Source organism: Pinisolibacter sp. DMC19, assembly GCF_056313985.1.
This window is the reverse complement of record NZ_JBQUZF010000010.1, coordinates 91303-117332: the sequence shown is the minus strand read 5'-3', so window position 1 is coordinate 117332 and position 26030 is coordinate 91303. Positions and strand designations below refer to the sequence as shown.

The 26030-nt window shown below is 68.6% G+C and carries 22 protein-coding genes and 1 tRNA gene; 15 read left to right on the top strand and 8 right to left on the bottom strand.

The annotated features are described in order from the left end of the window. Window positions 1–43: 43 nt before the first annotated feature. Both ACT53U_RS18915 and ACT53U_RS18910 read right to left on the bottom strand, forming a co-directional pair. Window positions 44–370: a DUF6538 domain-containing protein gene (locus ACT53U_RS18915; RefSeq protein WP_476157425.1), complete on the bottom strand. Its 327-nt coding sequence runs from the start codon at window positions 368–370 to the stop codon at window positions 44–46. A gap of 99 nt (window positions 371–469) precedes the next feature. Further along, window positions 470–559, bottom strand: a tRNA-Ser gene (locus tag ACT53U_RS18910). A gap of 271 nt (window positions 560–830) precedes the next feature. Between ACT53U_RS18910 and ACT53U_RS18905 the strand changes: the two genes are divergently transcribed. Beyond that, on the top strand, window positions 831–1610 hold the full coding sequence (locus tag ACT53U_RS18905) for a HesA/MoeB/ThiF family protein (protein ID WP_476157424.1): 780 nt from the start codon (window positions 831–833) through the stop codon (window positions 1608–1610). A 70-nt stretch (window positions 1611–1680) separates the two neighbouring features. Here ACT53U_RS18905 and ACT53U_RS18900 read toward each other — a convergent pair whose 3' ends face one another. Continuing rightward, window positions 1681–2568 (bottom strand): prephenate dehydratase, encoded by an 888-nt coding sequence (locus tag ACT53U_RS18900; protein ID WP_476157422.1) that lies wholly within the window; start codon window positions 2566–2568, stop codon window positions 1681–1683. 10 nt (window positions 2569–2578) lie between these two features. After that, window positions 2579–3340, bottom strand: coding sequence for a 3-deoxy-manno-octulosonate cytidylyltransferase (locus tag ACT53U_RS18895; RefSeq protein WP_476157421.1), 762 nt, complete (start codon window positions 3338–3340; stop codon window positions 2579–2581). 226 nt (window positions 3341–3566) lie between these two features. Between ACT53U_RS18895 and ACT53U_RS18890 the strand changes: the two genes are divergently transcribed. The 8 genes from ACT53U_RS18890 to ACT53U_RS18855 all read left to right on the top strand — a co-directional run bounded on the left by ACT53U_RS18890 (window position 3567) and on the right by ACT53U_RS18855 (window position 12574). Further along, window positions 3567–4109, top strand: coding sequence for a c-type cytochrome (locus tag ACT53U_RS18890; protein WP_476157419.1), 543 nt, complete (start codon window positions 3567–3569; stop codon window positions 4107–4109). Window positions 4110–4292: 183 nt separating this feature from the next. Next, the gene (locus ACT53U_RS18885; protein ID WP_476157417.1) at window positions 4293–6149 is read left to right on the top strand and encodes an extracellular solute-binding protein; all 1857 of its coding nucleotides are present in this window, start codon (window positions 4293–4295) and stop codon (window positions 6147–6149) included. Further along, complete coding sequence (locus ACT53U_RS18880) at window positions 6146–8038, top strand: extracellular solute-binding protein (RefSeq protein ID WP_476157416.1); 1893 nt, start codon at window positions 6146–6148, stop codon at window positions 8036–8038. The genes ACT53U_RS18885 and ACT53U_RS18880 overlap by 4 nt, the downstream gene beginning before the upstream one ends. A 13-nt stretch (window positions 8039–8051) precedes the next feature. Beyond that, entirely contained in the window at window positions 8052–9155 is a 1104-nt protein-coding gene (locus tag ACT53U_RS18875; RefSeq protein WP_476157415.1) for a microcin C ABC transporter permease YejB, read from the top strand. Window positions 9156–9157: 2 nt separating this feature from the next. Further along, window positions 9158–10264 (top strand): ABC transporter permease, encoded by a 1107-nt coding sequence (locus ACT53U_RS18870; protein ID WP_476157414.1) that lies wholly within the window; start codon window positions 9158–9160, stop codon window positions 10262–10264. A gap of 32 nt (window positions 10265–10296) precedes the next feature. Next, the gene (locus ACT53U_RS18865; RefSeq protein ID WP_476157412.1) at window positions 10297–10536 is read left to right on the top strand and encodes a hypothetical protein; all 240 of its coding nucleotides are present in this window, start codon (window positions 10297–10299) and stop codon (window positions 10534–10536) included. After that, window positions 10524–10952 (top strand): type II toxin-antitoxin system VapC family toxin, encoded by a 429-nt coding sequence (locus ACT53U_RS18860; protein ID WP_476157410.1) that lies wholly within the window; start codon window positions 10524–10526, stop codon window positions 10950–10952. Before ACT53U_RS18865 ends, ACT53U_RS18860 begins: the two co-directional genes overlap by 13 nt. Next, complete coding sequence (locus tag ACT53U_RS18855; RefSeq protein WP_476157408.1) at window positions 10949–12574, top strand: ABC transporter ATP-binding protein; 1626 nt, start codon at window positions 10949–10951, stop codon at window positions 12572–12574. The genes ACT53U_RS18860 and ACT53U_RS18855 overlap by 4 nt, the downstream gene beginning before the upstream one ends. 43 nt (window positions 12575–12617) lie before the next feature. Here the strand turns inward: ACT53U_RS18855 and ACT53U_RS18850 are convergent, their stop codons facing one another. Beyond that, window positions 12618–13409 carry an alpha/beta hydrolase gene (locus tag ACT53U_RS18850; protein ID WP_476157407.1) on the bottom strand — a complete coding sequence of 264 codons (792 nt, stop codon included), beginning with the start codon at window positions 13407–13409 and terminating at the stop codon, window positions 12618–12620. A gap of 289 nt (window positions 13410–13698) precedes the next feature. Between ACT53U_RS18850 and infC the strand changes: the two genes are divergently transcribed. The 5 genes from infC (at window position 13699) to ACT53U_RS18825 (ending at window position 17867) form a co-directional block, all read left to right on the top strand. After that, window positions 13699–14238, top strand: coding sequence for a translation initiation factor IF-3 (gene infC, locus ACT53U_RS18845; protein WP_476136017.1), 540 nt, complete (start codon window positions 13699–13701; stop codon window positions 14236–14238). A gap of 117 nt (window positions 14239–14355) precedes the next feature. After that, complete coding sequence (locus ACT53U_RS18840; RefSeq protein ID WP_476157406.1) at window positions 14356–14919, top strand: putative glycolipid-binding domain-containing protein; 564 nt, start codon at window positions 14356–14358, stop codon at window positions 14917–14919. A 225-nt stretch (window positions 14920–15144) separates the two neighbouring features. Beyond that, window positions 15145–15342, top strand: coding sequence for a 50S ribosomal protein L35 (gene rpmI / locus ACT53U_RS18835; RefSeq protein WP_476157405.1), 198 nt, complete (start codon window positions 15145–15147; stop codon window positions 15340–15342). Between the two features lie 41 nt (window positions 15343–15383). Further along, entirely contained in the window at window positions 15384–15749 is a 366-nt protein-coding gene (gene rplT, locus ACT53U_RS18830; RefSeq protein ID WP_476157403.1) for a 50S ribosomal protein L20, read from the top strand. Between the two features lie 258 nt (window positions 15750–16007). Then, window positions 16008–17867: an acyltransferase family protein gene (locus ACT53U_RS18825; protein ID WP_476157401.1), complete on the top strand. Its 1860-nt coding sequence runs from the start codon at window positions 16008–16010 to the stop codon at window positions 17865–17867. 198 nt (window positions 17868–18065) lie between these two features. Here ACT53U_RS18825 and polA read toward each other — a convergent pair whose 3' ends face one another. The 3 genes from polA to pheS form a co-directional block, all read right to left on the bottom strand. After that, window positions 18066–21089, bottom strand: coding sequence for a DNA polymerase I (polA, locus tag ACT53U_RS18820; protein ID WP_476157400.1), 3024 nt, complete (start codon window positions 21087–21089; stop codon window positions 18066–18068). A gap of 145 nt (window positions 21090–21234) precedes the next feature. Beyond that, window positions 21235–23655 carry a phenylalanine--tRNA ligase subunit beta gene (gene pheT / locus ACT53U_RS18815; protein WP_476157398.1) on the bottom strand — a complete coding sequence of 807 codons (2421 nt, stop codon included), beginning with the start codon at window positions 23653–23655 and terminating at the stop codon, window positions 21235–21237. Window positions 23656–23719: 64 nt separating this feature from the next. Continuing rightward, complete coding sequence (gene pheS, locus ACT53U_RS18810) at window positions 23720–24802, bottom strand: phenylalanine--tRNA ligase subunit alpha (RefSeq protein ID WP_476157396.1); 1083 nt, start codon at window positions 24800–24802, stop codon at window positions 23720–23722. A 292-nt stretch (window positions 24803–25094) separates the two neighbouring features. Here pheS and ACT53U_RS18805 point away from each other — a divergent pair, with 292 nt between their 5' ends. After that, window positions 25095–25904: a universal stress protein gene (locus ACT53U_RS18805; protein WP_476157394.1), complete on the top strand. Its 810-nt coding sequence runs from the start codon at window positions 25095–25097 to the stop codon at window positions 25902–25904. Window positions 25905–26030: the final 126 nt, after the last annotated feature.

The window sequence follows — 26030 nt, the reverse complement described above, 5'->3', positions numbered from 1 at the left end:
GCGCACCCCGCCCAACAAGGCAATCCCATCCGCCAGAGCGAACTCAGAACTGGATAAAACTTGGGGGCAACGTCAGAACCTGCGACGCCTGCTTCTCCAGACGGAAGAAGAAAGCGCGAGCGAGGTGGTAGAGCTCACTTTTGGAGAGTTCCTCGACGGGCGCCGTGCGGAGGAAGGCCTCGGCTTCGTCGAACCGACGATCGGCCTCCAGGCGTTCGATACGCGCAAGCCTCGTTGCCTCCGCGTAGGAAACGGAGCCGAGCGACTTGACGATCTCGCCTTTACCGATGGTCTTGCGCAGCTTGTCGGGAACGCGAACGCGGAATTGCCAGACGCTGCCGCGTCGCGAAAGTCCGGGTACTCTGGCCATCTGCTCGTCGCCTTGTGGAGCGCCGTTGTGTAGCAGAGCCGTTTCGTAACCCTTTGATTTCCGTAGTTTCCTAGCCATTTCAAAGCGATGGAAGGAGAATGGCGGAGAGGGTGGGATTCGAACCCACGGTACGCTTGCACGTACAACGGTTTTCGAGACCGCCCCGATCGACCACTCCGGCACCTCTCCGCAGAAGCAAGGACTCGTGGTCGACGAGCGAGGTCCCTATACACAGGCCCGCCGCGCGCCGCAAGGCCCGTCGAACATTTCTCGTGAACGTTCCGCATCGTCCACAGGCGACCGCGGTCGCGACCTCGCCACCCACCCGCATGCGGTACGGCGCCCGGGATCGCGACAGGGGCTCGTGCTTCGGCGGACCTTGCCCGCATGCCTCGTCCGCGATGCCGCGGGGGCCCCGCGCCATCTGGCGGCGGGCGCCGGCGCAGGCTATCGTCGCCCCATGTTCAGCGAAGAAGAACTCGAACGCTACGCCCGCCACGTGGTCCTCGCCGACGTCGGCGGGCCCGGCCAACAGAAGATCCGCGCCGCCCATGTCCTGGCGATCGGCGCCGGCGGGCTCGGCTCGCCGATCCTGCTCTATCTCGCCGCCGCCGGCGTCGGGCGAATCACCGTGGTCGACGACGACGTCGTCTCGCTGTCCAATCTCCAGCGCCAGGTGATCCACGCCACCGCCGACATCGGCCGGCCCAAGGTCGAGAGCGCCCGCGAGGCGATGGGGCGGATCAATCCGCATGTCGAGGTCGTGCCCGTCGCCGCCCGCTTCACGGCCGAGAACGCCGCGGCACTCGTCGAGGGCGTCGACGTCGTGGTCGACGGCTCGGACAACTTCACCACCCGTTTCCTCGCCGCCGACACCTGCTTCGCACTCGGCCGGCCGCTGGTCACCGCCGCGGTCTCCGAGTTCGACGGCTCGATCACCACGCTGATGCCCCATCTCGACGGGGCAGACGGGCGCCCCAACCCGAGCTACCGCTGCCTCTTCCCGGCGCCGCCGCCGCCCGGCCTGGTGCCGGCCTGTGCCGAGGCCGGCATCCTCGGCGCCGCCGTCGGCGTGCTCGGCACGCTCGCCGCGACCGAGGTGCTGAAGCTCGTCACCGGCGTCGGCGATCTCCTTCTCGGACGCCTGCTGATGGTCGATCTGAAGTCGATGCGCTTCGAGACCATCGACTACGCCCGCAACCCCGCGATCAAGCGGCCGCCGGTACCGGGTCGGGACTGAAGCGCCGCCCCGAAACGAGGAACGGCCGGGCGATGCCCGGCCGTTCCTCGTTTCTGCGATGTCGTGCGCCTCACATGCCGCGGACGGCCGGGCGGACCGAGCGCAGCTGCGGCTCGCGCATGGTCTCGCGCCAGGGCGCCGAGCGGTAGACGCCGAGGATGCGGTAGTCGGCGAAGAAGCCGAGCTCCTCCAGCGCGTTGGAGAGCCCGCGCTCGCTCGGGTGGCCCTCGACGTCGGCGAGGAACTGCGTCGCCGTGAAGTGGCCGTCGACCATGTAGCTCTCGAGCTTGGTCATGTTGATGCCGTTGGTGGCGAAACCGCCCAGCGCCTTGTAGAGCGCCGCCGGCACGTTGCGGACGTTGAACACGAAGGTCGTCATGATCGGCCCGACGCCCGGCGCCGCGCGCAGGTCCTCGGTCGACAGGATGACGAAGCGGGTGGTGTTGTGGTCCTGATCCTCGATGTCCTCGGCGAGGATGTCGAGACCGTAGATCTCGGCCGCCAGCCGCGAGGCGATGGCGCCGCGGGAGGGATCGGCGATCTGCGAGATCTCGCGGGCGGAACCCGCGGTGTCGGCGCCGACGATCGGCCTGAGGCCGAGCTTGCGCAGGTTCTCGCGGCACTGGCCGAGCGCCTGCGGATGGCTCTGCACCGTCTTCAGGGTCTCGAGCGACGCGCCCTTCGGCGCCATCAGCTGATGGCGGATCGGCAGGAAGTACTCGCCGATGATGTGCAGGGTCGACTGCGGCAGCAGATGATGGATGTCGGCGACGCGGCCGGCGATCGAGTTCTCGATCGGGATCATGCCGAGGTCGGCCGTTCCGTTCTCGAGCTCGGCGAAGCAGTCCTCGAAGGTCGCGCAGGGGATCGCCTCGAAGTCGGGATAGACCTCGCGGGCGGCGATGTGGGAATTGGCTCCCGGTTCACCCTGGAACACGATCTTCTTGCGGCCGGTCATGGCTGGTCCTTCACTGATTGCCGGCGGTGCCGGCGGCGAGAATGGTGCGGGCGCGCTCGAGGTCGTCCGGCGTGTCTACGCCGAGCGGCACCGTCGCGACGACCTCGACGTCGATGCGCATGCCGGCCTCGAGGGCGCGCAGCTGCTCGAGCTTCTCGCGTCGCTCCAGCACCGAGGGCGGCAGCGACACGAAACGGCCCAGCGCCGAACGACGATAGGCATAGAGCCCGATGTGGTGGAAGAGCGGTCCGTCGCCGTGCGGCGCCGTGGCGCGGGTGAAGTAGAGCGCCCGGAGCCGGTTTTCGCCGATCAGCGAGCCGACGACCTTGACCACGTTGGGGTTGGTCTTCTCTTCCGCGCGCACGATCTCGGCGGCGAGGGTCGCGATGTCGACGCTCGGTTCGCAGAGCGGCGCGATCGACGCGCGCACCGCGGCCGGGTCGATCGTCGGCAGATCGCCCTGGACGTTGACGATCACGTCGTGGCGGCCGTCCGGGTCGACGAGGCCGAGGGCCTCGTGGATGCGGTCGGAGCCCGAGGGGTGGTCGGGGCGCGTCAGGATCGCCTCGCCGCCGTGGTCGCGCACCGCCGCGACGATCGCGGCATCGTCGGCGGCGACGAAGACCGGACCGATGTCGGCCTCGCGGGCGCGCCGCCACACCTGCACGATCATCGGCACGCCGGCGATGTCGGCGAGCGGCTTGCCCGGCAGGCGCGTCGCGGTCATGCGCGCGGGGATGAGGATCATCGGTCGGAGCGCGGGGGCGGACATCGGCAGGGATCTCGCGAGACGGCGTGAAGAGGCTCGACGGCTCTTATAGTTATGGACAGGCTCTCGGAAAAGCACGTAGTGTCCCGCTCGGAGGGGCAGGACCGGAAATGCGGCCGCCGTCGCCGTCGGGAAGGGGCTTCCGGGCGGTGCCGAGGGCGCGAGGCGCGGTCGTGCCGACACCGGTCGGGCGGGTTCGCAGCCCGCGACCACTCGGACGGAGTTCCACATGGATTTTCGCGCGATCAATTCTTACGCCGGCGCGCTTTTCGGTGCCGGTATCTGGGCCATGGTCACCGGCATCACCGCATCGATCATCTTCGCCCCCGAACTACCCGACAAGCCCGGCTTCGTCGTGGCCGTCGCCGGTGCGCCGAAGCAGGAGGCGGCGCCGGCCGCCGCCAAGGTCGAGCCGATCGAGGTGCGCCTGAAGACCGGCGACGTCGAGCGCGGCAAGAAGAGCTTCTCCAAGTGCGCGTCCTGCCACACGCCCGAGAAGGGCGCCGGCGCCAAGGTCGGCCCCAATCTGTGGGGCGTGGTCGGCGGACCCAAGGCCCACATGGCCGGCTTCAAGTATTCCGGCGGCATGGCCGATCGCGGCAAGGCCGGCGAGAAGTGGACCTTCGACGACCTCGACAAGTTCCTGACCGACCCCAAGGGCTTCGTCGCCGGCACGGCGATGGGCTTCGCCGGCATCAAGGACGCCGCCGATCGCGCCGATGTGATCGCCTATCTGCATTCGCTCTCCGACAGCCCGGTGCCGCTGCCCTGAGGCCGTGGACGAGGCGAAACGAACGGCGGCCGGGAGCAATCCCGGCCGTTTTCGCACGTGAACGCCGGTGATCGGCGAGACCGACCGCGGCGGCGACTGCGAATTCGTCGCGAAACGTATAATCTCGCCCGAATCGTCGGATTGTCTCCGATCGATCGACCACGAAAGCGAGATCGAACGCCCATGCGCCTTCTCACCCTGGCCGCCGTCCTCCTCGTCGCCGGAGCCACGCTCCTCGCCGCCCCGAAGGGCCATGCCGAAGAGAGGGTCTGGCGCCATGGCGCCTCGCTGATGGGCGAACCGAAATACCCGAAGGACTTCGCCCATTTCGACTACGTGAACCCGAACGCGCCGAAGGGCGGCACGCTGCGCCTCTCCGACACCGGAACCTTCGACAGCTTCAATCCGGTGATCGCCAAGGGCAACGCCGCCTCCGGCCTCGAACTGATCTACGAACACCTGATGACCTCGGCGCTCGACGAGGCGTCGACCGAATACGGCGAGATCGCCGAGGCGCTCACGTGGCCGGCGGACTTCTCGTCGGTGACCTATCGGTTGAACCCGAAGGCGCGCTGGCACGACGGCAAGCCGATCACGCCGGAAGACGTGGTGTGGTCCTTCCAGGTGATCACCGCCAACAATCCCGCGCAGGCCTTCTACTACAAGCACGTCGTGAAGGCCGAGGCGACCGGCGCGAACGAGGTCACCTTCACCTTCGATCAGGCGGGCAATCGCGAACTGCCGCAGATCGTCGGCCAGCTCATGGTTCTGCCGAAGCACTGGTGGGAGGGCACCGGCCCCGACGGGAAGAAGCGGTCGATCACCGAGACGACGCTCGAGATGCCGCTCGGCTCCGGTCCCTACCGGCTGAAGGGCTTCGATGCCGGCCGCACCGTGGTCTACGAGCGGGTCAAGGACTGGTGGGGTGCGGGCCTCCCGACCCATGTCGGCATGTGGAACTTCGACGAGATCCGCTACGAGTATTTCCGCGACGAGACGGTCGAACTCGAGGCCTTCAAGGGCGACGGCTACGACGCCCGCTTCGAGAACATCGCCAAGAACTGGGCGACCGCCTACGACTTCCCCGCCCGCGCGGAGGGGCGTGTCGTGCTGGAGAAGATCCCGGTCGCCGGCCGCGGCATCATGGCGGGCTTCGTGCCGAACCTTCGCCGGGCCAAGTTCGCCGACCCGCGCATCCGCCTCGCGCTGTCCTACGCCCTCGACTACGAGGAGATGAACCGGACGCTGTTCTTCGGCGAATACGACCGTATCCCGAGCTACTTCTTCCCGACCGAGCTCGCCTCCTCCGGTCTGCCGCAGGGCCGCGAGCTCGAGATCCTGCACGAGGCGGAGAAGGCCGGACCGATCCCGAAGGACGTCTTCGAGAAGCCCTTCGCCAATCCGGTCGCCAAGGATGCCGTCGCCGCGCGCAACAATCTGCGCGAGGCGTTGCGGCTCTTCCAGGAAGCCGGCTGGGTGATCAGGAACGGTGTCATGACCAAGGCCGACACCGGCGAACCCTTCCGCATCGAGTTCCTGAACAACGGACCGACCTTCGAGCGCGTCGGTGTCCGGTATCGCGAGAGCCTCGCCAAGATCGGCATCGACTTCTCGCTCCGCGTGGTGGACTCCTCGCAATACGTCAATCGCGTCCGCGCCCGCGACTTCGACATGATCTACACCGGTTGGGCCCAGTCGCTGTCGCCCGGCAACGAGCAACTGAACTACTGGGGTTCCGCGGCCGCCCGCCAGGAGGGGTCGCAGAACTGGGGCGGCATCGAGAACCCGGCGATCGACGCGATCATCAAGGTGATCCTCTACGCCAAGGACCGCGGCGAGCTGGTCGCCGCCACCCGCGCACTCGACCGCGTCCTCCTGTGGAACCACTACGTGATCCCGGGCTGGACCTCGGCCAATACCCGCATGGCGCGCTGGAACCGCTTCGGCCGGCCCGATCCGCTGCCCTCTCAGTCGACCGGCTTCCCGGCCATCTGGTGGTTCGACGCCGCCGCCGCGGCCAAGACCGGGGTGCCGAAGTGAGGAACCGTGCCGGGGCGACCCGGTCGGGACATGCCGGTCTCACCCGGCGCGAGGCGTTGGCGGCCGGCGTCGCAGGCCTCGCGGCCTGCGCCGTTCCGGCGAGCCTGCGCGCCGCCGAAGGGCCGCGCCACGGCTTCTCGGTCTGGGGCGATCTGAAGTATCCGCCCGACTTCGCCCATTTCGATTGGGTGAACCCGAAGGCGCCGAAGGGCGGCACGTTGGCGACCCAGGCCTCGACCTGGGGCTACAATCAGAACCCGTCGACCTTCAATTCGCTGCACGACCTGATCCTCAAGGGCGACGGCGCCATCGGCCTCGGTCTGACGCGGACGAGCCTGATGGAGCGCGCCTTCGACGAGGCCGACGCGGTCTACGGCATGATCGCCGAGAGTCTCGAGATCCGCGACGACGGCGCCACGCTGATCTTCCACCTGCGCCCTGCGGCGCGCTTCTCCGACGGTTCGCCCCTGACGGCGGAAGACGCCGCCTTCTCGCTCGTGACGCTGAAGGAGAAGGGTCACCCGCTCGCCGCCGAACTGCTGCGCGAGATGGTCTCGGCGACGCCCGAGGACCCGCATCGCCTCGTCGTGCGCCTGTCGGAGAAGCGTGGCCGCGCCCTTCCCGGCATCGTCGCGACCCAGCCGATCTTCTCCAGGGCCTTCTGGGCGAAGCACGACTTCGAGAATTCGCTGCTCGAGCCGGTGCTCGGCTGCGGCCCCTACCGGGTCGGCCGTTTCGAGGCCGGCCGCTTCGTCGAATACGAGCGGGTGAAGGACTGGTGGGGCGCCGATCTGCCGGTCGCCCGCGGCCGCTGGAACTTCGACCGCATCCGCTTCGACGTCTATCGCGAACGCACGGTCGCCTTCGAGGCCTTCAAGGCCGGCGAGACGACGCTGCGCGAGGAGTTCACCTCGGCCACCTGGGCCAAGCAGTACGATTTCCCCGCCGTCGCCGACGGGCGGGTGAAGAAGATCGAGCTCGAGGATCGCTCGCCCTCGGGCGCGCAGGGCTGGTTCCTCAACGCGCGACGGGGCAAGTTCGCCGACGTGCGGGTGCGCGAGGCGATCGGCCTCGCCTTCGACTTCGAATGGACCAACCGCAATCTCTTCTTCGGCTCCTACACCCGCACCGCCTCGTTCTTCGTCAATTCCGACCTCGAGGCGACGGGCCGACCGTCGCCGGCCGAACTCGCGCTGCTCGAGCCCTTCCGCGGGCGGGTGCCGGACGAGGTCTTCGGCGAGGCGTGGCGGCCGCCGGTGACCGACGGCACCGGGCAGGACCGCACGCCGCTGCGCCGGGCCTCGGAACTGCTCGCCGCCGCCGGCTGGATGCGCAAGGACGGCCGTCTCGTCGACGGCGTCGGCCGCCCCTTCGAGATCGAGTTCCTCGAGGCCGACGGCGCCTTCTCCAAGGTGGTCGGCGGCTTCGTCAAGAACCTGCAGGCCCTCGGCATCCTAGCCGCCGAGCGCATCGTCGACCCGTCGCAATACGAGAAGCGCATGCTCGAGTTCGACTTCGACGTCGTCTCCCGCCGCTTCTCGGTCGAGGCGACGCCGGACGAGACCAGCCGCCGCTTCTGGCACTCCTCGTCGCGCGACACCGTCGGCTCGTCCAATCTCTCCGGCATCGCCGACCCGGTCGCCGACGCGCTGATCGAGGCGATGCTCGCAGCCCCCTCGCGCGAGGCCCAGGTCGCAGCGGCTCGCGCCCTCGACCGGGTGCTCAGGGCCGGGCGATGGTGGGTGCCGCAATGGATGAAGGCCAACCATTGGATCGCCGTCTGGGACGTCTTCGATCGACCCATGGTGAAACCGCGTTACGATCGCGCCATCGAATCGACCTGGTGGGTGGACGAGACCCGCGCCAAAGCCCTCGGCAAGGGCCTGTGAGGAAAGACGCCCGATGGCCGCCTATGTCCTGCGCCGCTTCCTGCTGATGATCCCGACGCTGATCGGCATCATGGCGATTTCCTTCGCCATCGTGCAGTTCGCCCCCGGTGGTCCGGTCGAGCGCGTCATCGCCCAGGTGACCGGCACCGACGTCGGCGCCACCGCCCGCGTCTCCGGCGGCGGCGGCGACTTCGGCGGCGTCCAGGCGGGCGGCGGCGGTGCCGACGTGTCGTCGAAGTACCGCGGCGCCCGTGGCCTCGATCCGGAGTTCATCAAGAGGCTCGAGAAGCAGTTCGGCTTCGACAAGCCGCCGCTCGAGCGCTTCTGGATCATGATGAAGAACTACGCCGTCTTCGACCTCGGCCAGAGCTACTTCCGTTCGATCTCGGTGATCGATCTGGTCAAGGAGAAGATGCCGGTCTCGATCTCGCTCGGGCTGTGGATGACGTTGATCTCCTACGGCATCTCGATTCCGCTCGGCGTCTCCAAGGCGGTGCGCGACGGCTCGCGTTTCGACGTCTGGACCTCGGCCGCCATCGTGGTGGGCTACGCCATTCCGGGCTTCCTCTTCGGCATCCTGCTGATCGTGCTCTTCGCCGGCGGCTCGTTCTGGGATCTCTTCCCCTTGCGCGGCCTGACGTCGGAGGGCTGGAGTGGGATGTCCTGGCCGGCGCGGATCGTCGACTATCTCTGGCACCTGGTGCTGCCGCTGACCGCCATGTCGCTCGCCGCCTTCGCCACCACGACGCTGCTCACCAAGAACTCGTTCCTCGACGAGATCCGCAAGCAATACGTGGTGACGGCGCGGATGAAGGGCCTGACCGAGCACCGCGTGCTCTACGGCCACGTCTTCCGCAACGCCATGCTGCTGGTGATCGCCGGCTTCCCGGCCGCCTTCATCGGCGCCTTCTTCGCCGGATCGCTGCTGATCGAGACCATCTTCTCGCTCGACGGCCTCGGCCTCCTCGGCTTCGAGAGCCTGGTGAATCGCGACTATCCGGTGGTCTTTGGCACGCTCTGGGTCTTCTCGCTGATGGGGCTGGTGGTGAACCTGGTCTCCGACCTGACCTACACCTGGATCGATCCGCGGATCGACTTCGACAGCCGGGAGGCGTGACCATGGCACTCTTCGCCCCCCTCTCGCCGCTCAACGCCCGGCGCCTCGCCAATTTCAAAGCCAACCGCCGCGGGGCGTGGTCGCTGGTCGTCTTCCTGGTACTCTTCGGCGTGTCGCTCGTCTCCGAGCTCATCGCCAACGACCGGCCGATCCTGATCGTCTACAAGGGCGAGATCCTGTCGCCGCTCCTCACCGACTATCCGGAGGAGAAGTTCGGCGGCTTCCTGCCGCAGACGCAGTATCGCGATCCGGTCATCCGCGACGAGATCGAGGCGCACGGCTTCATGGTCTGGCCGCCGATCCGCTACGCCTACAACACGCCCAACAACGAGATCCCCGAGCCGGCGCCTGCGAAGCCCTCGTGGATGTACGGCAAGGAGAAGCGCTGCGAGCGCTATCCCGGCGGCGTGAACGATCCCGGCTGCACCATCGGCAACTGGAACTGGCTCGGCACCGACGATCAGGCCCGCGACGTCGCCGCCCGGCTCCTCTACGGCTTCCGCATCTCGGTTCTGTTCGGCTTGGCGCTCGCCGTCGTCTCCTCGATCGTCGGCATCGCCGCCGGTGCGGTGCAGGGCTATTTCGGCGGTTGGCTCGACCTCGCCTTCCAGCGCTTCATGGAGATCTGGTCGTCGCTGCCGCATCTCTACCTGCTCCTGATCGTCTCCTCGATGTTCGTGCCGAGCTTCTGGATCCTGCTCGGCATCCTCCTGATGTTCTCCTGGGTCAGCCTCGTCGGCCTGGTCAGGGCCGAGTTCCTGCGCGCGCGCAACTTCGAATATGTCCGCGCGGCGAAGGCACTCGGCGTCGGCAATGCCCGCATCATGTGGCGCCACCTGCTGCCCAACGCGATGGTGGCGACGTTGACCTTCATGCCCTTCATCCTCAACGGCTCGATCACCACCCTGACCTCGCTCGACTTCCTCGGCTTCGGCCTGCCGCCCGGCTCGCCGTCGCTGGGCGAACTGCTGGCTCAGGGAAAGAACAACCTTCAGGCTCCCTGGTTGGGGCTCACCGGCTTCTTCCTGATCTCGCTGATGCTGAGCCTCCTGATCTTCGTCGGCGAAGCCGTGCGCGACGCCTTCGACCCGCGAAAGACCTTCTCGTGAGATGTGCTAGGATCGGGGGCGAGGAGAGCGTCATGAACAAGACCGTGCATCGCGAGATCGTCGCCTCGGAGCTTCCCGCCGATCTGCGCGGCGACATCGATCCGTCGCACACCGTGCGGGTGGTGGTCGAGGACCTCGGCGACCGCAAGGCCGAGCGGATCGCTGCGGCCGAACGGATCCTGCGCTATGCCGGTCTCTCCAAACACAAGCACACGACCGTCGAGCAGGCGGTGGCCAAGATCCGCGAAATCCGGGACGAGTGGGATTCCTGATGAGGATCTACCTCGACGCGAACTTCTTCATTCGGCTGATCGAGGGCGACGCCACCGAAACGGCGGACTTCCTCGCCCGGGCGATCGACGGCGACCATGCGTTGATCACCAGCGAGATGACCTTGCTGGAAACGCTGACCGGATCGATCCGGGACGGGGACGAGCGCGAGATCGCCGCCTACGAGGACATTCTGGCGCCGGGAGGATCTCCTCTCGACGTTCGTCCCATCGACCGGCGCGTCCTCCGACGGGCGGCGGAAGTCCGGGTCACGCTGCACGACAAGACGCCGGACGCCATCCATGTCGCCACCGCTATGGAAGCGGACTGCGACGTCTTCGTCTCCTCCGATCGCAAGCTGCGCGTTCCGAGCGGCATGCGGAAAGTCTCTCTCGAAGAACTGGGCGGACTGGCTTGACCTCACCCCTCCTCTCCGTCCGCGATCTCTCCGTCGCCTTCCATCAGGGGGGGCGGACGAGCCTCGCCGTCGATCGGATCTCCTTCGACATCGCGCGCGGCGAGACCCTGGCGCTGGTCGGCGAGTCCGGGTCCGGCAAGTCGGTGACCGCCCTGTCGATCCCGCGCCTCTTGCCCTATCCGGCGGCCTCCCACCCCTCGGGCGAAATCCTTTTGAAGGGCGTCGACCTCCTGAAGGCCGACGAGCGGACGCTGCGCGGCGTTCGCGGCGCCGACGTCACCATGATCTTCCAGGAGCCGATGACCTCGCTCAATCCGCTCCACAGCATCGAGCGGCAGGTCGCCGAGATCATCGAGCTGCACGACCTCTCGCGTGGGCAGTCGACCCGCAGCCGCGTGCTCGAACTGCTCGAGGCCGTCGGTATCCAGCGCGCCGCCGATCGGCTCGGCGCCTATCCCCACCAGCTCTCCGGCGGCCAGCGCCAGCGCGTGATGATCGCCATGGCGCTCGCCAACGAGCCGGATCTGCTGATCGCCGACGAACCGACGACGGCGCTCGACGTCACCGTCCAGGCGCAGATCCTCAAGCTCCTCTCCGAGATCAAGGGGCGGATGGGCATGTCCGTCCTCTTCATCACCCACGATCTCGGCATCGTCCGCAAATTCGCCGATCGCACCTGCGTCATGACCGCTGGCAAGATCGTCGAGGCCGGACCGACGGCCGAGATCTTCGCCGCGCCGCGCCACGACTACACGAAGAAGTTGCTCGCCGCCGAACCGAAGGGGGCGCCGCCGGCCGTCGATCTCACCGCCCCGGTGGTGGCAGAGGCCGAGGACGTGAAGGTCTGGTTCCCGATCAGGAAGGGCTTCTTCCGCCGCACCGTCGATCACGTGAAGGCGGTCGACGGCGTGTCGCTGACGCTGCGTGCCGGCCAGACCATCGGCATCGTCGGTGAATCCGGCTCCGGCAAGACGACGCTGGGCCTCGCCCTCCTCCGCCTCCTGCCCTCGACCGGCCGTATCGTCGTGCTCGGTCGCTCGGTCGAGGGGCTCGACGCCAAGGCCATGCGGCCGATGCGGCGCCAGGCGCAGATCGTCTTCCAGGACCCGTTCGGTTCGCTGTCGCCCCGCCTGTCCGTCGGCGAGATCGTGGCGGAGGGCCTCGAGGTCCACATGCCGAAACTGTCGCCGCGGGAGCGCGAGGCCAGGGTGATCCGCGTGCTGGAGGAGGTCGGCCTCGACCCCGAGACGCGGCATCGCTACCCGCACGAGTTCTCCGGCGGCCAGCGCCAGCGCATCTCGATCGCCCGCGCCATGGTGCTCGAGCCGGCGGTGGTGGTGCTCGACGAACCGACCTCGGCGCTCGACATGTCGGTGCAGGCGCAGGTCGTCGACCTGCTGCGCCACCTCCAGGCGAAACACGGCCTCGCCTATCTCTTCATCAGCCACGATCTCAAGGTCGTGCGCGCGCTCGCCGGCGAGGTGATCGTGATGAAGGACGGCAAGGTGGTGGAATCCGGCCCGGCGATCGAGATCTTCGAACGGCCGACGACCGACTACACCAAGGCCCTGATGGCCGCCGCCTTCCGCCTGGAGGCGGTCGAGGGCGCGGTCCGCCAGTGAGACGGGACGGACGGCCCCGTGGAGGGTCAGTTCCTCCGCGTGGTCACGCGGCCGCGACCCGCTCGTCGATCGTCTTCAGCATCAGATCGATGTCCTCAGGCCGCGACAGGCGATGGTCGCCGTCGTCGACGAAGGTGATCGTCGCATCGTCCAGCGCCAGACGTTCGCCGATCCGCAGCGCGTGGCGCCACGGCACGCTGGCGTCGCGCTTGCCCTGGAGGATGGCGACCGGGCAGCCGGTCTCGATCGTGCCGCCGAGCAGCAGGTTCCGCCGCCCGTCCTCGATCAGCCCGCGGGTGATCATGTAGGGCTCGTCGGAGTATTCGGACGGCTCGGCGTAGACGCCTTCCTCCAGGATGGTGCGGCGGATCTCGTCCGAGAATCCCGCCCACATCAGCTCTTCGGTGAAGTCGGGGGCCGGTGCGATCAGCACCATGCCGGCGACGCGCGTGCCGGTGCGGCCGACGCGGGCGAGTTCGGCGCGGGCGAGCAGCAGCGCCATCCAGCCGCCCATCGACGAGCCGATCAGGATCTGCGGACCTTGCGTGGTGGCGAAGACGGCGCTCGCCTCTTCCTGCCAGCGCGAGATCGTGCCGTCGACGAAGCGGCCGCCGGAGACGCCGTGGCCGGAATAGTCGAAGCGGGTGACGGCGAGGCCGCGCGCCGCGCCGTGGGCGTCGAGCGCCAGCGCCTTGGAGCCGACCATGTCGGAACGGAAGCCGCCGAGCCAGAAGAGGCCGGGCGCGGCACCCGCTCGCCGCTCGATCGCGACGTCGCGTGCCGCATCGCCCGTACCGACCGTCAGCCTCTCGACCATCGCGCTCTCTCCTCGCATCCGACGTCGTCGCTCCTATCGGCGGACCGCGTGCGTGGGAAGCATTTTCTTCACCGCGTCGCGGCGATCGGGTGGCTTCGCGACGCCTCGCCACGCCCGCGGGTGGTCTCGGGCGTTGACTTCCCGGCGATTTCGGCGAATTGTCGAGCAACGGTTCGACGCACCGACCCTCGTCGGCCGAAAGCCTCGGCGCATCGCGCGCGGGGCTTTCCGTGCAACACGCGAGGGGACCGCATCGTCATCGAGCGCGGTCGCCGGTCTGTCGACGTCATCAGAGGAGATCACGACCATTCGCCGTCCGTTCCGCGCTCCGCCGCCGCCCAAGGAAGGGCCGCGCATCAACCGAGAGATCCGTGGCGTTCCGCAAATCCAGCTGATCGACGAAGAAGGCACCAACGTCGGCGTCGTCGCCTTCTACGACGCGCTCGATCGTGCCGAAGAAGCCGGCCTGGATCTCGTCGAGATCGCCCCGAACTCGGTTCCCCCGGTCTGCAAGCTGCTCGATTACGGCCGCTTCAAGTTCCTGGCCCAGAAGAAGGCCGCCGAGGCGCGCAGGAACCAGAAGGTGGTCGAGATCAAGGAGATCAAGCTCCGTCCGGGCATCGACGACCACGACTACGACACCAAGATGAAGCAGTCCCGCCGCTTCTTCGAGGAAGGTGACAAGGTCAAGGTGACCCTGCGCTTCCGCGGCCGCGAGATGGCGCATCAGGATCTCGGTCTGCAGGTTCTCGCCCGCTTCCGCGACGACACCGCCGACATCGCCAAGGTCGAGGCCGATCCGCGCCTCGAAGGCAAGCAGATGATCATGATTCTGGCGCCGCGCTGAGCGGTGCCGGAGCAGCCGGCGACCCTGCCGGCACAGCCTTCGACGCCCCGCCTCGGCGGGGCGTTTTCCATCCGGCCCCTCTTCGCGACGCGGCCGGACGATGACGGGGACCGTCTGATGAGCACGACTCTTCGGCAGTTGCGCTGGCGCACCATCGGCGACGATGCGGCCGTCACCGGCCTCGAACACGTCGAGCTGAAGATCTCCGACAGCCAGATCGCCGCCGAGGGCGTGGCGATCGGCGGGGCCGGCGAGGCGGCCTTCGGCGCCCGCTGGCGCATCGTCGTCGATGCCGAATGGGCCTGCGTCCGCTCCCTCCACCTCACCCGCCTCGGCGGTCCGACGCTGGCGCTGCGCCACGACGGTTACGGCGGCTGGTCCGACGGCGAGGGCAAGCCGCGCAAGGAGTTCGCCGGTCTCCAGGACTGTCTCGTCGCCGGCTCGCCCTTCGGCCTGATGGCCATGGTCAAGCGGCTCGGCAAGAAGGCGGAGAAGGCGCAGAGCCTCGAGGCGATCGTCGTCGACGTCGCCGCCCTCGAGCCGGTCAAGGCGACGGTCGCGCTGAAGCCGCTCGACGGGGGAAAGAAGCTCGCCGTCACCGTCGGCGAGAGCGCCTTCGAGGTCGAACTCGACGACGAGGCGACCCCGACCCGCCATGGCGAGGTGATCGCGCTCGCCTGAGGCTCGGCGCGGTTCGTTCCCCGTTGCATTTCCGACATCTTGCGCCTATAACCCCGCGGTCTCGCGAACCGGCCGGCTGATCCAAGGGCATGCCGAGGCGGTTCATGAAGGCTCGAACCCAAAGTCAATTCGGGACACGAGGGTTCACATGCGGTCTGCCGATCGCGTGGCCGGTGGTGCTTTCGGGCGCCGCCGTATTCGCGTCCCCAAACTCGAGAGAGCCAAATGCCCAAGATGAAGACCAAGAGCGGCGCCAAGAAGCGCTTCAAGCTCACGGCCACCGGCAAGGTGAAGGTCGCTCAGGCCGGCAAGCGCCATGGCATGATCAAGCGGACGACGAAGTTCATTCGCGACGCGCGCGGCACCACGGTGCTCGCCGAATGCGACGCGAAGATCGTCAAGCAGTTCCTGCCCTACGGCTGAGCCGCACCGCCAGACCCCACCATTCGTAAGGATTACCAGCCATGGCTCGTGTCAAGCGCGGTGTCACCTCGCACGCCAAGCACAAGAAGGTTCTGAAGGCCGCCAAGGGTTACTACGGCCGCCGGAAGAACACCATCCGTACCGCCAAGGCGGCCGTCGAGAAGGGCATGATCTATGCCTACCGCGACCGCAAGAACAAGAAGCGCAACTTCCGCGCCCTGTGGATCCAGCGCATCAACGCCGGTGTCCGTCAGGTCGCCGAGACGATGACCTATTCGCGCTTCATCGACGGCCTCAACAAGGCCGGCATCGAAGTCGACCGCAAGGTCCTCTCCGATCTCGCGATCACCCAGCCGGAGGCCTTCAAGGCCCTCGTCGAGAAGGCCCAGGCCGCTCTCGCCGCCTGATCGCCCGACCCGGACGGTTCGAAAGGCCCCGCGCGAACTCCGCGCGGGGCTTTTCTTTTTTCCGCCGCCTTCGCCCCCTCTTGCTCGCGCCGGCCCCCCGGTGCATCGAGGGGCGGCGAAACGAAGTCCGATCGACACGATCGGAGCTTCGTTTTCCGTTCGTCGAAAGGGCCGTGTCCGGACAAGGCCCTTTCGACGAGCCGGATCCGGCATCGCGGAGCGATCTGCCGGATCCCGAACGAAACGGGGATCGACGGCATGCTGCGCTACAGGAACGACATCGACGGTCTGCGTGCGGTCGCGGTGGTGCCGATCGTGCTCTATCACGCCGGGGTGTCGCAGATTTCCGGCGGCTTCATCGGTGTCGACGTCTTCTTCGTCATCTCCGGCTTCCTGATCACTTCGATCATGCTCGGCGACATCGAGGCCGGTCGCTTCTCGGTCGTCGGCTTCTGGGGCAAGCGCATCGTCCGCATCTTCCCGGCGCTCTTCGTCATGCTCACCGGTGTGATGGTCGCGAGCTGCCTCTTCCTCTTTCCCGGCGATCTCCGGGCGCTCGCCTTCTCGACCGCGGCGGCGGCCGCCTTCGTCTCCAACATCTGGTTCGAGTTCACCACCGGCTATTTCGGCCCGGCGGCCGAGACTCTGCCGCTGCTCCACACCTGGTCGCTCGGCGTCGAGGACCAGTTCTACATCGTCCACCCGCTCCTCATCGCCGTCGTCCACCGCTTCGCGTCCGACCGGCTGAAGCCGGTGCTGGTGGTGACGGCGCTGGCCTCGTTCGCGCTCGGCCTGTGGCTCTGCCTGTCGATGCCGGTGCACGGCTTCTACGGCCTGCCCGGCCGCGTCTGGGAACTGGCGCTCGGCGCGCTGGTCGCCGCCGGTGCGGCGCCTCTGCTCGCCTCGCAGCGCGCCCGTGACATGGCGGCGCTAGGCGGCGCCGGCCTGATCGCGCTGGGTTACCTGCTGATCCGCCCGACGAGCCTCTTCCCCGTGCCCTGGGGCGCGCTGCCGGCCTTCGGCACGGCGCTGATCATCGCCTATGGCGACGGCGCGATCACCGCGCGGCTGCTCGCCGCCGGGCCCGTCCGCTTCATCGGCAAGATCTCCTATTCGCTCTACCTCTGGCACTGGCCGATCATCACCTTCTGGCGCCTGCGCCACGACATGGTGCTGACGCCGGCCGACACGGCGATCGTGGTGACGCTGTCCTTCGCCGCCGCCGTGCTCTCCTATCGCTTCGTCGAGCGCCCGACGATCGACGGCTTCCGCGGCTTCCGCCCCGGCCGGCTGGTGGCGGGTGGCCTCGTCGGCGTCGGCCTGATCGTGGCGACGGCCGGCGTCGTGCACCTCAATGCCGAGAACTGGCGGACCTATCCGCCGGAGGTGCGCAAGGTCGCGGCTTATGCCGACTACACCGCGACCGCCGACCACAGGGCGCAGTTCCTCGACGGCACCTGCTTCGTCTCGCTCGGCGAGGTCTTCCAACGCGACGCCTGCCTGAAGCTCTCGACGACGAAGCCCAACATGCTGGTCTTCGGCGACAGCCATGCGGCGCAGTACTGGAGGGCGATCGAGGAGCGTTTCCCGGCCTGGAACGTGATGCAGGCGACGGGTGCGGCCTGTCGCGGCCTGTGGAACGTCCGCGCCGAGAGCCACTGCCTCGGCTTCATGCCGTGGATCCTCGACGACTGGCTGGTGAAGAACCACGTCGACGCCATCATCCTCGCCGGCCGCTGGCTCGACGGCGAGGACGATCTGGTCAAGGACACCGTCACGCGGCTGGTGGCGCGCGGCGTGCCCCTCACGGTGATCGGCCCGACGGTCGAATACGAAGGCGAGATGCCGGCGATCCTCGCCGACGCGATGATGCGCGGCGACCCGGAACTGGCGGCGAAGAAGCGCCTGATGGAACGCCGCGCCCGCGATCGGACGATGGCGCCGATCGTGAAGGCCGCCGGCGCCGTCTGGGTCTCCGCCTGGGACGCCGAATGCCCGGCCGACAAGTGCCGCCTCTTCGACCCAGAGGGCGGGCCGATGCACTTCGACTACGGCCACCTGACGCTCGCCGGCGCGCGGGAGATCGTCAAGGCGATCCCCGAGCCGGTGAGAAAGTGAGGGCGGCGCGACCGGCTCCCCTTCTCCCCTCGCGGGAGAAGGTGGCCCGAAGGGCCGGATGAGGGGGCATTCCCTCACGACGAGCCGAGCGGTCGCGGCGGCTGCGCGCGTGCCGCGCGCCACCCCTCATCCGCCCCCTGACGGGGGCACCTTCTCCCGCAGGGGGAGAAGGGAGGAGCGTGCGGCGCCTCCGCCCCCTCAGTGCGCCTCTTCCCAGTTCGCAGCGGCGCGGGCTTCGACCACCAGCGGCACGGCGAGGCGCACGGCGGGTTCCGCCGCGCTCTCCATGACGCGCTTGACCAGCGGGATGGTCGCCTCGACTTGCCCCTCCGGCACTTCGAACACCAGTTCGTCGTGCACCTGCAGCAGCATCCGGGCCGAGAGCCGGGCATCGCTCAGAGCGGCATCCATGCGGATCATCGCCCGGCGGATGATGTCGGCGGCCGAGCCTTGAATCGGCGCATTGATCGCCGCGCGCTCGTTGAAGGCACGCATCGCCGGGTTCTTGTCGGTGATGCCGGGGTAGTGCGCCCGCCGCCCGAACAGCGTCGTGACATATCCCTTGTCGCGCGCCTCGCGCTTCGCCGCCTCCATGTAGGCGCGGATGCCGGGGAAGCGCTCGAAATACTTGTCGATGTAGGCCGCGGCCTCCCCCCGCCCGATGCCGAGCTGGTTGGCGAGCCCGAAGGCCGAGATGCCGTAGATGATGCCGAAGTTGATCGCCTTGGCGCGACGGCGGATCGACGGGTCCATGCCCTGAACCGGCACGCCGAACATCTCGGACGCCGTCATGGCGTGAATGTCGATGCCGTCGGCGAAGGCCTGACGCAGCGCCGGCACGTCGGCGACATGGGCGAGGACGCGCAGCTCGATCTGGCTGTAGTCGGCCGAGATCAGAAGGTTGCCCGGCGTCGCCACGAAGGCTCGGCGGATCTTGCGGCCCTCTTCGGTGCGGACCGGAATATTCTGCACGTTGGGCTCGGACGAGGAGAGCCGCCCGGTCGTGGTCGCCGCCAGCGCGAAGGACGTGTGGACGCGCTTCGTCGTCGGGTTCTCGAAGCTCGGCAGCGCGTCGGTATAGGTCGACTTGAGCTTGGCGATCTGACGCCAGTCGAGGACGCGCGCCGGCAGGTCGTGGCCCTGGGCCGCGAGATCCTCCAGCACGTCGGCGCCGGTCGCCCAGGCGCCCGTGGCGGTCTTCTTCGGCGCGGGCAGGCCCATCTTGCCGAAGAGGATCTCGCCGAGTTGCTTCGGGCTCGCGACGTTGAAGGGCTCGCCGGCGAGCGTCTCGATCTCGGCCTCGAGCCGCGCCATCCCTTGCGCGAAGTCGCCCGACAGACGCGCCAGCATCTGCCGGTCGATGGCGATGCCGCGCCGTTCCATCGCCGCGATGACGGGGACGAGCGGCCGTTCCAGCGTCTCGTAGACGGTCGTGAGGCCTTCCGCCGCCAGCCGCGGCTTCAAGAGGCGCCACAGGCGCAGCGTCACGTCGGCGTCCTCGGCCGCATAGGCCGTCGCCCTGTCGATGGCGACGCGGTCGAAGGTGACGGACGACTTGCCCGAACCGGCCACCTCCTTGAAGGCGATCGGCGTGTGCTCGAGATGGCGCTTGGAGAGCTCGTCCATGCCGTGCCCGCCGCGCCCGGCGTCGAGCGCGTAGGACATCAGCATCGTGTCGTCGAAGTTGACGATCGCGAGCCCGTGGTTTCCGACCACCAACGCGTCGTATTTGAGGTTCTGCCCGACCTTGAGCACGGCGGGATCGGCCAGCAGTCCCCCGAGGGCGGCGAGTGCTGCGCGGATCGGGATCTGCCCCGGCGCCGGCCCGTCATCGAAGAGGCCGCCGTCACCCGAGCGATGGGCGAGCGGCACGTAGCAGGCCTTGCCCGGCGCGGTGGCGAGGCTGAAGCCGACGATCTCCGCCTGCATGGCGTCGAGCGAGGTGGTCTCGGTGTCGAAGGCGACGACACCCGCCTCGCGGGCCTCGGCGATCCACGCCTCGAGCCGTTCGAGCGTGCCGACGGTCTCGTAGGCCGACGTGTCGATCGGCCCGCAGGGCACGGCGCGGGCGGCGGCGAGCGCGGCCGGCGTGCCGACGATCGAGGCGGAATCGGCGGCGCTCCCTCCCCCCTCGCGGGGGAGGGTCGGGGAGGGGGTCTCAGCCGCGTCGTCGGCGAAGAGGTCTGTGGCCGCCTGCGGGCGTGCAGGCGGAGGAAGGGCCGCACCCTCGCCGCTGGCACTCGCCGGCGGCCAGTGCAACACCGGCACGCTCGCCTTCTCGATCGCTTCCGGAACCGCCCCGGTCGCCTCCGCCACCCGGCGGGTGAGCGAGCCGAAGTCCATCGCCTTGAGGAAGGCGACGAGGCGCGGCCCGTCGATCTCGGCGACGGCGAGATCCTCGATCGGCGTCTCGACCGGCACGGCGCGATCGAGCGTGACGAGGCGCAGCGACAGGCGCGCCGCCTCGGCGTGGTCGATCAGCGACTGGCGCCGCTTCGGCTGCTTGATCTCGGCGGCGCGGGCGAGCAGCGTTTCGAGATCGCCGTATTCGTTGACGAGCTGCGCCGCCGTCTTGATGCCGATGCCCGGCACACCCGGCACGTTGTCGACCGGATCACCGGCCAGCGCCTGCACGTCGACGACCTTGTCCGGCGTGACGCCGAACTTGTCGAAGACTTCCGGCGTCTCGATGCGCTTGTCCTTCATCGTGTCGAGCATGACGACGCCCGGCTCGATCAGCTGCATCAGGTCCTTGTCGGAGGCGACGATGGTGACGTCGGCACCGAGCGCGCGCGCCTGCGTCGCATAGGTGGCGATCAGGTCGTCCGCCTCGAAGCCGATCTGCTCGACGCAGGCGACGTTGAAGGCGCGGGTCGCCTCGCGGATCAGGCCGAACTGCGGCCTGAGATCCTCCGGTGCCTCCGGCCGATGGGCCTTGTACTGGTCGTAGATCGCGTTGCGGAACGTCACGCCCGAGGCGTCGAAGATCACCGCCAGATGGGTCGGCACGACGCTTCCGGTCTTCTTCGCCTCCTTGAGGAGGCGGAACAGCATGTTGCAGAAGCCGGAGACCGCGCCGACCGGCACGCCGTCCGACTTGCGGGTGAGCGGCGGCAGCGCGTGATAGGCGCGGAAGACGTAGGACGAGCCGTCGACCAGGAAGAGATGGTCGCCGGCCTCGACCGGACGGGCGGAAGCGCCGTTGGGGAGGATCGTGTTCATGGGGCGCATGGTAGCGACCCCGGACGACGGGACAAGCTCGGATCGCGCTCCTCCCCGGGGAATGCGCATCATGTGTCCGATCGACGCCCGAAACGCGAAACGGCGCCCGCGGCGCCGTTTCAGGTCTTCGTCGACGTGGTCGACCTCAGGCGCGGAGCGTCGCGCCGGTCGCCTTGGTCACGGCGGCCACCACCTTGGCGGCGACGGCCTCGAGGTCCTTGTCGGTCAGCGTCGCCTCGCGCGGCTGCAGCTGGACCGCCACCGCGACCGACTTCCGGCCCTCGCCGAGCGCCGCCCCGCGGAACACGTCGAAGACCTGCACGTCGGTGATCAGCGCCTTGTCGGCGCCGCGCACCGCCTTGAGGATCTTCTCGGCCTCGACCTTCTCGTCGACGACGAAGGCGAAGTCGCGCGAGAGCGCCATCAGCTCGGGCAGAACCAGAGCGCCCTTCGACTTGGTCGCCTTGGCCTTCGGCTCGGGGATGGCGTCGAGATAGACCTGGAAACCGACCAGCGGCCCGGTCACGTCCATCGCCTCGAGGGTGGCCGGATGGATCTCGCCGAAGTGGGCGAGCACGTTCTGCGGCCCCATCTGCAGCGTGCCGGAACGGCCGGGGTGGTACCAGGCCGGCGCGGTGCGGGCGATCTGCAGGCGGTCGACCGCCACGCCGAGCGCTTCCAGCACGGCGAGCGCGTCGGCCTTGGCGACCGTCCAGGTGACCGCGCCCGCGGCGCCGAGCCAGTGACGGCCCGCACCGGTCGACGACGCGGTGCCGCGGCGCAGGCCGGCGGCTTCGAGCTTCTGGTCCTCGGGGCGATCACCCTTGAAGACCTGACCGACCTCGAACAGCGCCACGTCGGCGGTGCCGCGCTTGACGTTGCGGCCGACCGCGGTCATCAGGCCGGGCAGCAGCGACGGGCGCATGTCGGAGAGATCGGAGGCGATCGGGTTGGCGAGCGCCAGTTCCGCCTTGCCGCCGCCGAAATGCTCGGCCTGGGCCTTCGACACGAAGGACCAGGTCACGGCCTCGAGCATGGCGCGCGTGGCGAGCAGACGGCGCGCCTTGGAGCGGCGGATCTGCAGCGACGTCAGCACCTTCTTGCCGACGGTGCCGGTGGCGTCGAGCGGCGTCGAGACGACGTTCTCAAGGCCGTGGATGCGCATCACCTCCTCGACCAGATCGGCCTTCTGCGTCACGTCGGCACGCCACGACGGCACCGCCACGCGGAACGTGTCGTCGGGGGCGACGACGAAGAAGCCGAGCTTCTCGAGGATGTCGCGGATCTCGGCGCGATGGAGCGAGAGGCCGGTCAGGCGCTTCACTTCGGCGATCGGGAACTCGATGATCCGCTCGGTGATCGGCGCCTCGCCGACCACCACCGGCTCGGAGGGCTCGCCGCCGCACAGGTCGAGGATGATCTGGGTGGCGTAGTCGAGGCCGTTCTCGAGGCCCGCCGGATCGACGCCGCGCTCGAAGCGATAGCGCGCGTCGGAGACGATGCCGGTGCGACGGCCGGTCTCGGCGGTGCGGGCCGGGTCGAACCAGGCGCATTCGACGAAGACGTCGGTGGTCTCGTCGGAGCAGCCGGTCGCCTCGCCGCCCATGATGCCGCCGAGGCCGAGCGGCCCGGAGGCGTCGGCGATGACGCATATGCGCTCGTCGATCGCATAGGTCTTGCCGTCGAGCGCCTCGAGGCTCTCGCCGCTCTTGCCGTAGCGGGCGACAATGTCGCCGGTGAGCTTGGCCGCGTCGAAGACGTGCAGCGGCCGGCCGCGATCGATCGAGACGTAGTTGGTCATGTCGACCAGCGCGGAGATCGGGCGCAGGCCGATCGCCTTGAGGCGACGCTGCATCCAGTCCGGCGCCGGGCCGTTCTTCACGCCGCGGATGTGGCGGCCGTGGAAGGCCGGGCAGGCGACGACGTCGCCGGCGGCGAAGTCGAGCGACACCGCGACCGGCGAGGTGTAACGGCCGGGCGTCTTGCGCGCCGCGTCGGGCTTCAGCGTGCCGATGCCGCTCGCGGCGAGGTCGCGGGCGATGCCGCGCACGCCGGTGCAGTCGGCCCGGTTCGGCGTCAGCGACACGTCGATCACCGGATCGTCGAGATCGGCATAGTCGGCGTAAGCAGTGCCGACGGGGGCGTCGCCGGGAAGCTCGATGATGCCGTCGTGATCCTCGGAGAGCTCGAGTTCGGCCGCCGAGCACATCATGCCGTGGCTCTCGACGCCGCGGATCTGGCCGACGCCGAGCGTGATGTCCTTGCCCGGGATGTAGGTTCCGGCCGGCGCGAAGACGGTGCGCAGCCCCTCGCGGGCGTTGGGCGCGCCGCAGACCACCTGGATCGGCGCCGGGCCGCCGAAGTCGACCATGCAGACGCGCAGGCGATCGGCGTTGGGGTGCTGCACGGCGGAGACGACGCGGGCGACCACGAAGGGCTTCAGGACCGCGCCCTTGTCTTCGACGCCTTCGACCTCGAGCCCGATGCGGGTGAGCATCGCGACGATCTCGTCGAGCGTGGCCTCGGTGTCGAGGTGGTCCTTCAGCCAGGAGAGCGTGAACTTCATGGGATCGGTCCCGTCGGTGCGTCGGCGCGAACGGCGCGCGACGAATGATGCGAAATGGTCGGGTTCAGACGCTGAGGCCGCCGAACAGCGTCGGCAGGTCGAGCGGGCGGAAGCCGTAGTGCTTCAGCCAGCGCACGTCGGCGTCGAAGAAGGCGCGCAGGTCCGGCATGCCGTACTTGAGCATGGCGATGCGGTCGATGCCCATGCCGAAGGCGAAGCCCTGATACTCGTCCGGGTCGAGGCCGCAGTTGCGCAGCACGTTCGGATGGACCATGCCGCAGCCGAGGATCTCCAGCCAGTCGTCGCCCTCGCCGAACTTGATCTCCGGCCCGGAGCGATCGCAGCGGATGTCCACCTCCATCGACGGCTCGGTGAAGGGGAAGAACGACGGACGGAAGCGCATCTCGACGTTCTCGACCTCGAAGAAGGCCTTGCAGAACTCCTCGAGCACCCACTTCAGCGTGCCGATGGTCGAGGTCTTGTCGATGACGAGGCCTTCGACCTGATGGAACATCGGCGTGTGGGTCTGGTCGCTGTCGCAGCGATAGGTGCGGCCCGGCGCGATGATGCGGATCGGCGGCGTCTGCGACAGCATGGTCCGCACCTGCACCGGCGAGGTGTGGGTGCGCAGCAGCTGACGCTTGCCGTCCTCCTTCGGCTCGAAGAAGAACGTGTCGTGCATCTCGCGGGCGGGATGGCCCTCGGGGAAGTTCAGAGCGGTGAAGTTGTAGAAGTCGCTCTCGACATCCGGCCCCTCGGCCACCGCGAAGCCCATGTCGGCGAAGATCGCCGACAGTTCGTCGGTGACCTGGGAAATGGGGTGGATGCGGCCCTCGTTGGCCGGGCTCGACCACAGGGGCAGCGTCACGTCGACCGTCTCGGCGGCGAGACGGGCGGAAAGCGCTGCGGCCTTCAGCACGGTCTTGCGGGCGGAAAGCGCCTCGCCGATGCGCTCCTTCAGGGCGTTGACGGCGGCACCGCGCGTCTTGCGCTCCTCCGGGTCCATGGCGCCGAGCGTCTTCAGGAGGTCCGACACCGTCCCCTTCTTGCCGAGCGCGCCGACGCGCACCGCTTCCAGAGCCGCCTCGTCGGAGGCGTCCGCGATGGCCGTGCTCAGGGACTTTTCGAGATCGTCGATGTCGCTCATGGATCCGTGTTCCGAAGGATGCGTCGCAAGGGAAATCGGCGGCACTTCTAGCCGGAAAAGCCGTGCGGGGAAAGGCCCGCCGGCGCTTGCCTGCCGGCCGGGCGGTCACGCCGTCGCGACCGGCGCTCCGGATCAATGCGGACAGCTGTCCGAATTGCGAACAATACTGATTTTCCCGCTTCCGAAGCAGCCCGATCGCCCCTACGATGGGACGACGTCTCGAGCCCTTTTCGGGCGAAAGAGCCCAATAAACGAACGGCCGTACGCCGACCAGGACGAGGAACGAACGACCATGGCTCTCGCGAACATTCTGGTGCATCTCGACCGCTCTCCGCGCACCGCTGTCCGCCTCGCGCTCGCAGTGAAGCTGGCGGCGCGCGACGGCGCCCGCCTGACCGGCCTGTTTGCCGAACAGTTGGCCGCCCACCGTGTCGGCGTCGTCGCCTCCTGGCCTCCGGCCGAATATGTCACCGCCGTCGCCGAAGTGCGCGCGGCCTTCGAGGCCGCGACCGCGGCACTCGGCGACAAGGCGACCTTCGTCGACATCAACCGCGGTTCGGAGCAGGAGATCCTGTCGCGGACCACCGACATCGCCCGCACCTTCGATCTCGTCGTCCTCGGCCAGAGCGAGGAAGGCGGCCGCGCCCCGACCGATCTGCCCGAGCAGATCATCCTCGAGAGCGGCCGTCCGGTGCTGATGGTGCCCTATGCCGGCACCTACGAGGATCTCGGCCATCGCCCGCTCTTCGCCTGGCACCGTTCGCGCGGCGCCGCCCGGGCGCTGCACGACGCCCTGCCGCTGGTCGCCCCCGGCGCCGACGCACTGGTGGTGGAGGCCGGCCGGCCGGGCGACGCCACCGACGAATTCGCCGATCTGGTCGTCGAAGGGCTCGCCGCCCATCGCATCGGCGCACGCTTCCAGACGGTCGTCGTCGAAGAGATCAAGCTGATGGACACGCTGCTCAATCAGGCGGCCGACCATTCCGCCGACCTGATGGCGATCGGCGCCTTCGACAATGCCGGCCTCGCCTTCTTCGGCCGCGGCTCGGGCACGCGCTACATCCTGCGTCACATGACGCTGCCGGTGCTCTTCGCCCACTGAAGATCCGGGACGACGAATACGCGACGGGCCGGATCGGGGAGATCGATCCGGCCCGTCGGCGTCTTCGCGTGTGATCCGCGAGACGCGGCGGCGACCTCCGGGCGAGGGTAGACCCCTCTCGCCGCC

Excerpts from the sequence above, each read along its gene's own strand:
- ACT53U_RS18915 (WP_476157425.1), bottom strand. The coding sequence starts at position 370 with ATGGCCAGAGTACCCGGACTTTCGCGACGCGGCAGCGTCTGGCAATTC.
- ACT53U_RS18905 (WP_476157424.1), top strand. The coding sequence starts at position 831 with ATGTTCAGCGAAGAAGAACTCGAACGCTACGCCCGCCACGTGGTCCTC.
- ACT53U_RS18900 (WP_476157422.1), bottom strand. The coding sequence starts at position 2,568 with ATGACCGGCCGCAAGAAGATCGTGTTCCAGGGTGAACCGGGAGCCAAT.
- ACT53U_RS18895 (WP_476157421.1), bottom strand. The coding sequence starts at position 3,340 with ATGTCCGCCCCCGCGCTCCGACCGATGATCCTCATCCCCGCGCGCATG.
- ACT53U_RS18890 (WP_476157419.1), top strand. The coding sequence starts at position 3,567 with ATGGATTTTCGCGCGATCAATTCTTACGCCGGCGCGCTTTTCGGTGCC.
- ACT53U_RS18885 (WP_476157417.1), top strand. The coding sequence starts at position 4,293 with ATGCGCCTTCTCACCCTGGCCGCCGTCCTCCTCGTCGCCGGAGCCACG.
- ACT53U_RS18875 (WP_476157415.1), top strand. The coding sequence starts at position 8,052 with ATGGCCGCCTATGTCCTGCGCCGCTTCCTGCTGATGATCCCGACGCTG.
- ACT53U_RS18870 (WP_476157414.1), top strand. The coding sequence starts at position 9,158 with ATGGCACTCTTCGCCCCCCTCTCGCCGCTCAACGCCCGGCGCCTCGCC.
- ACT53U_RS18865 (WP_476157412.1), top strand. The coding sequence starts at position 10,297 with ATGAACAAGACCGTGCATCGCGAGATCGTCGCCTCGGAGCTTCCCGCC.
- ACT53U_RS18850 (WP_476157407.1), bottom strand. The coding sequence starts at position 13,409 with ATGCGAGGAGAGAGCGCGATGGTCGAGAGGCTGACGGTCGGTACGGGC.
- ACT53U_RS18840 (WP_476157406.1), top strand. The coding sequence starts at position 14,356 with ATGAGCACGACTCTTCGGCAGTTGCGCTGGCGCACCATCGGCGACGAT.
- rpmI (WP_476157405.1), top strand. The coding sequence starts at position 15,145 with ATGCCCAAGATGAAGACCAAGAGCGGCGCCAAGAAGCGCTTCAAGCTC.
- rplT (WP_476157403.1), top strand. The coding sequence starts at position 15,384 with ATGGCTCGTGTCAAGCGCGGTGTCACCTCGCACGCCAAGCACAAGAAG.
- ACT53U_RS18825 (WP_476157401.1), top strand. The coding sequence starts at position 16,008 with ATGCTGCGCTACAGGAACGACATCGACGGTCTGCGTGCGGTCGCGGTG.
- polA (WP_476157400.1), bottom strand. The coding sequence starts at position 21,089 with ATGAACACGATCCTCCCCAACGGCGCTTCCGCCCGTCCGGTCGAGGCC.
- pheT (WP_476157398.1), bottom strand. The coding sequence starts at position 23,655 with ATGAAGTTCACGCTCTCCTGGCTGAAGGACCACCTCGACACCGAGGCC.
- pheS (WP_476157396.1), bottom strand. The coding sequence starts at position 24,802 with ATGAGCGACATCGACGATCTCGAAAAGTCCCTGAGCACGGCCATCGCG.
- ACT53U_RS18805 (WP_476157394.1), top strand. The coding sequence starts at position 25,095 with ATGGCTCTCGCGAACATTCTGGTGCATCTCGACCGCTCTCCGCGCACC.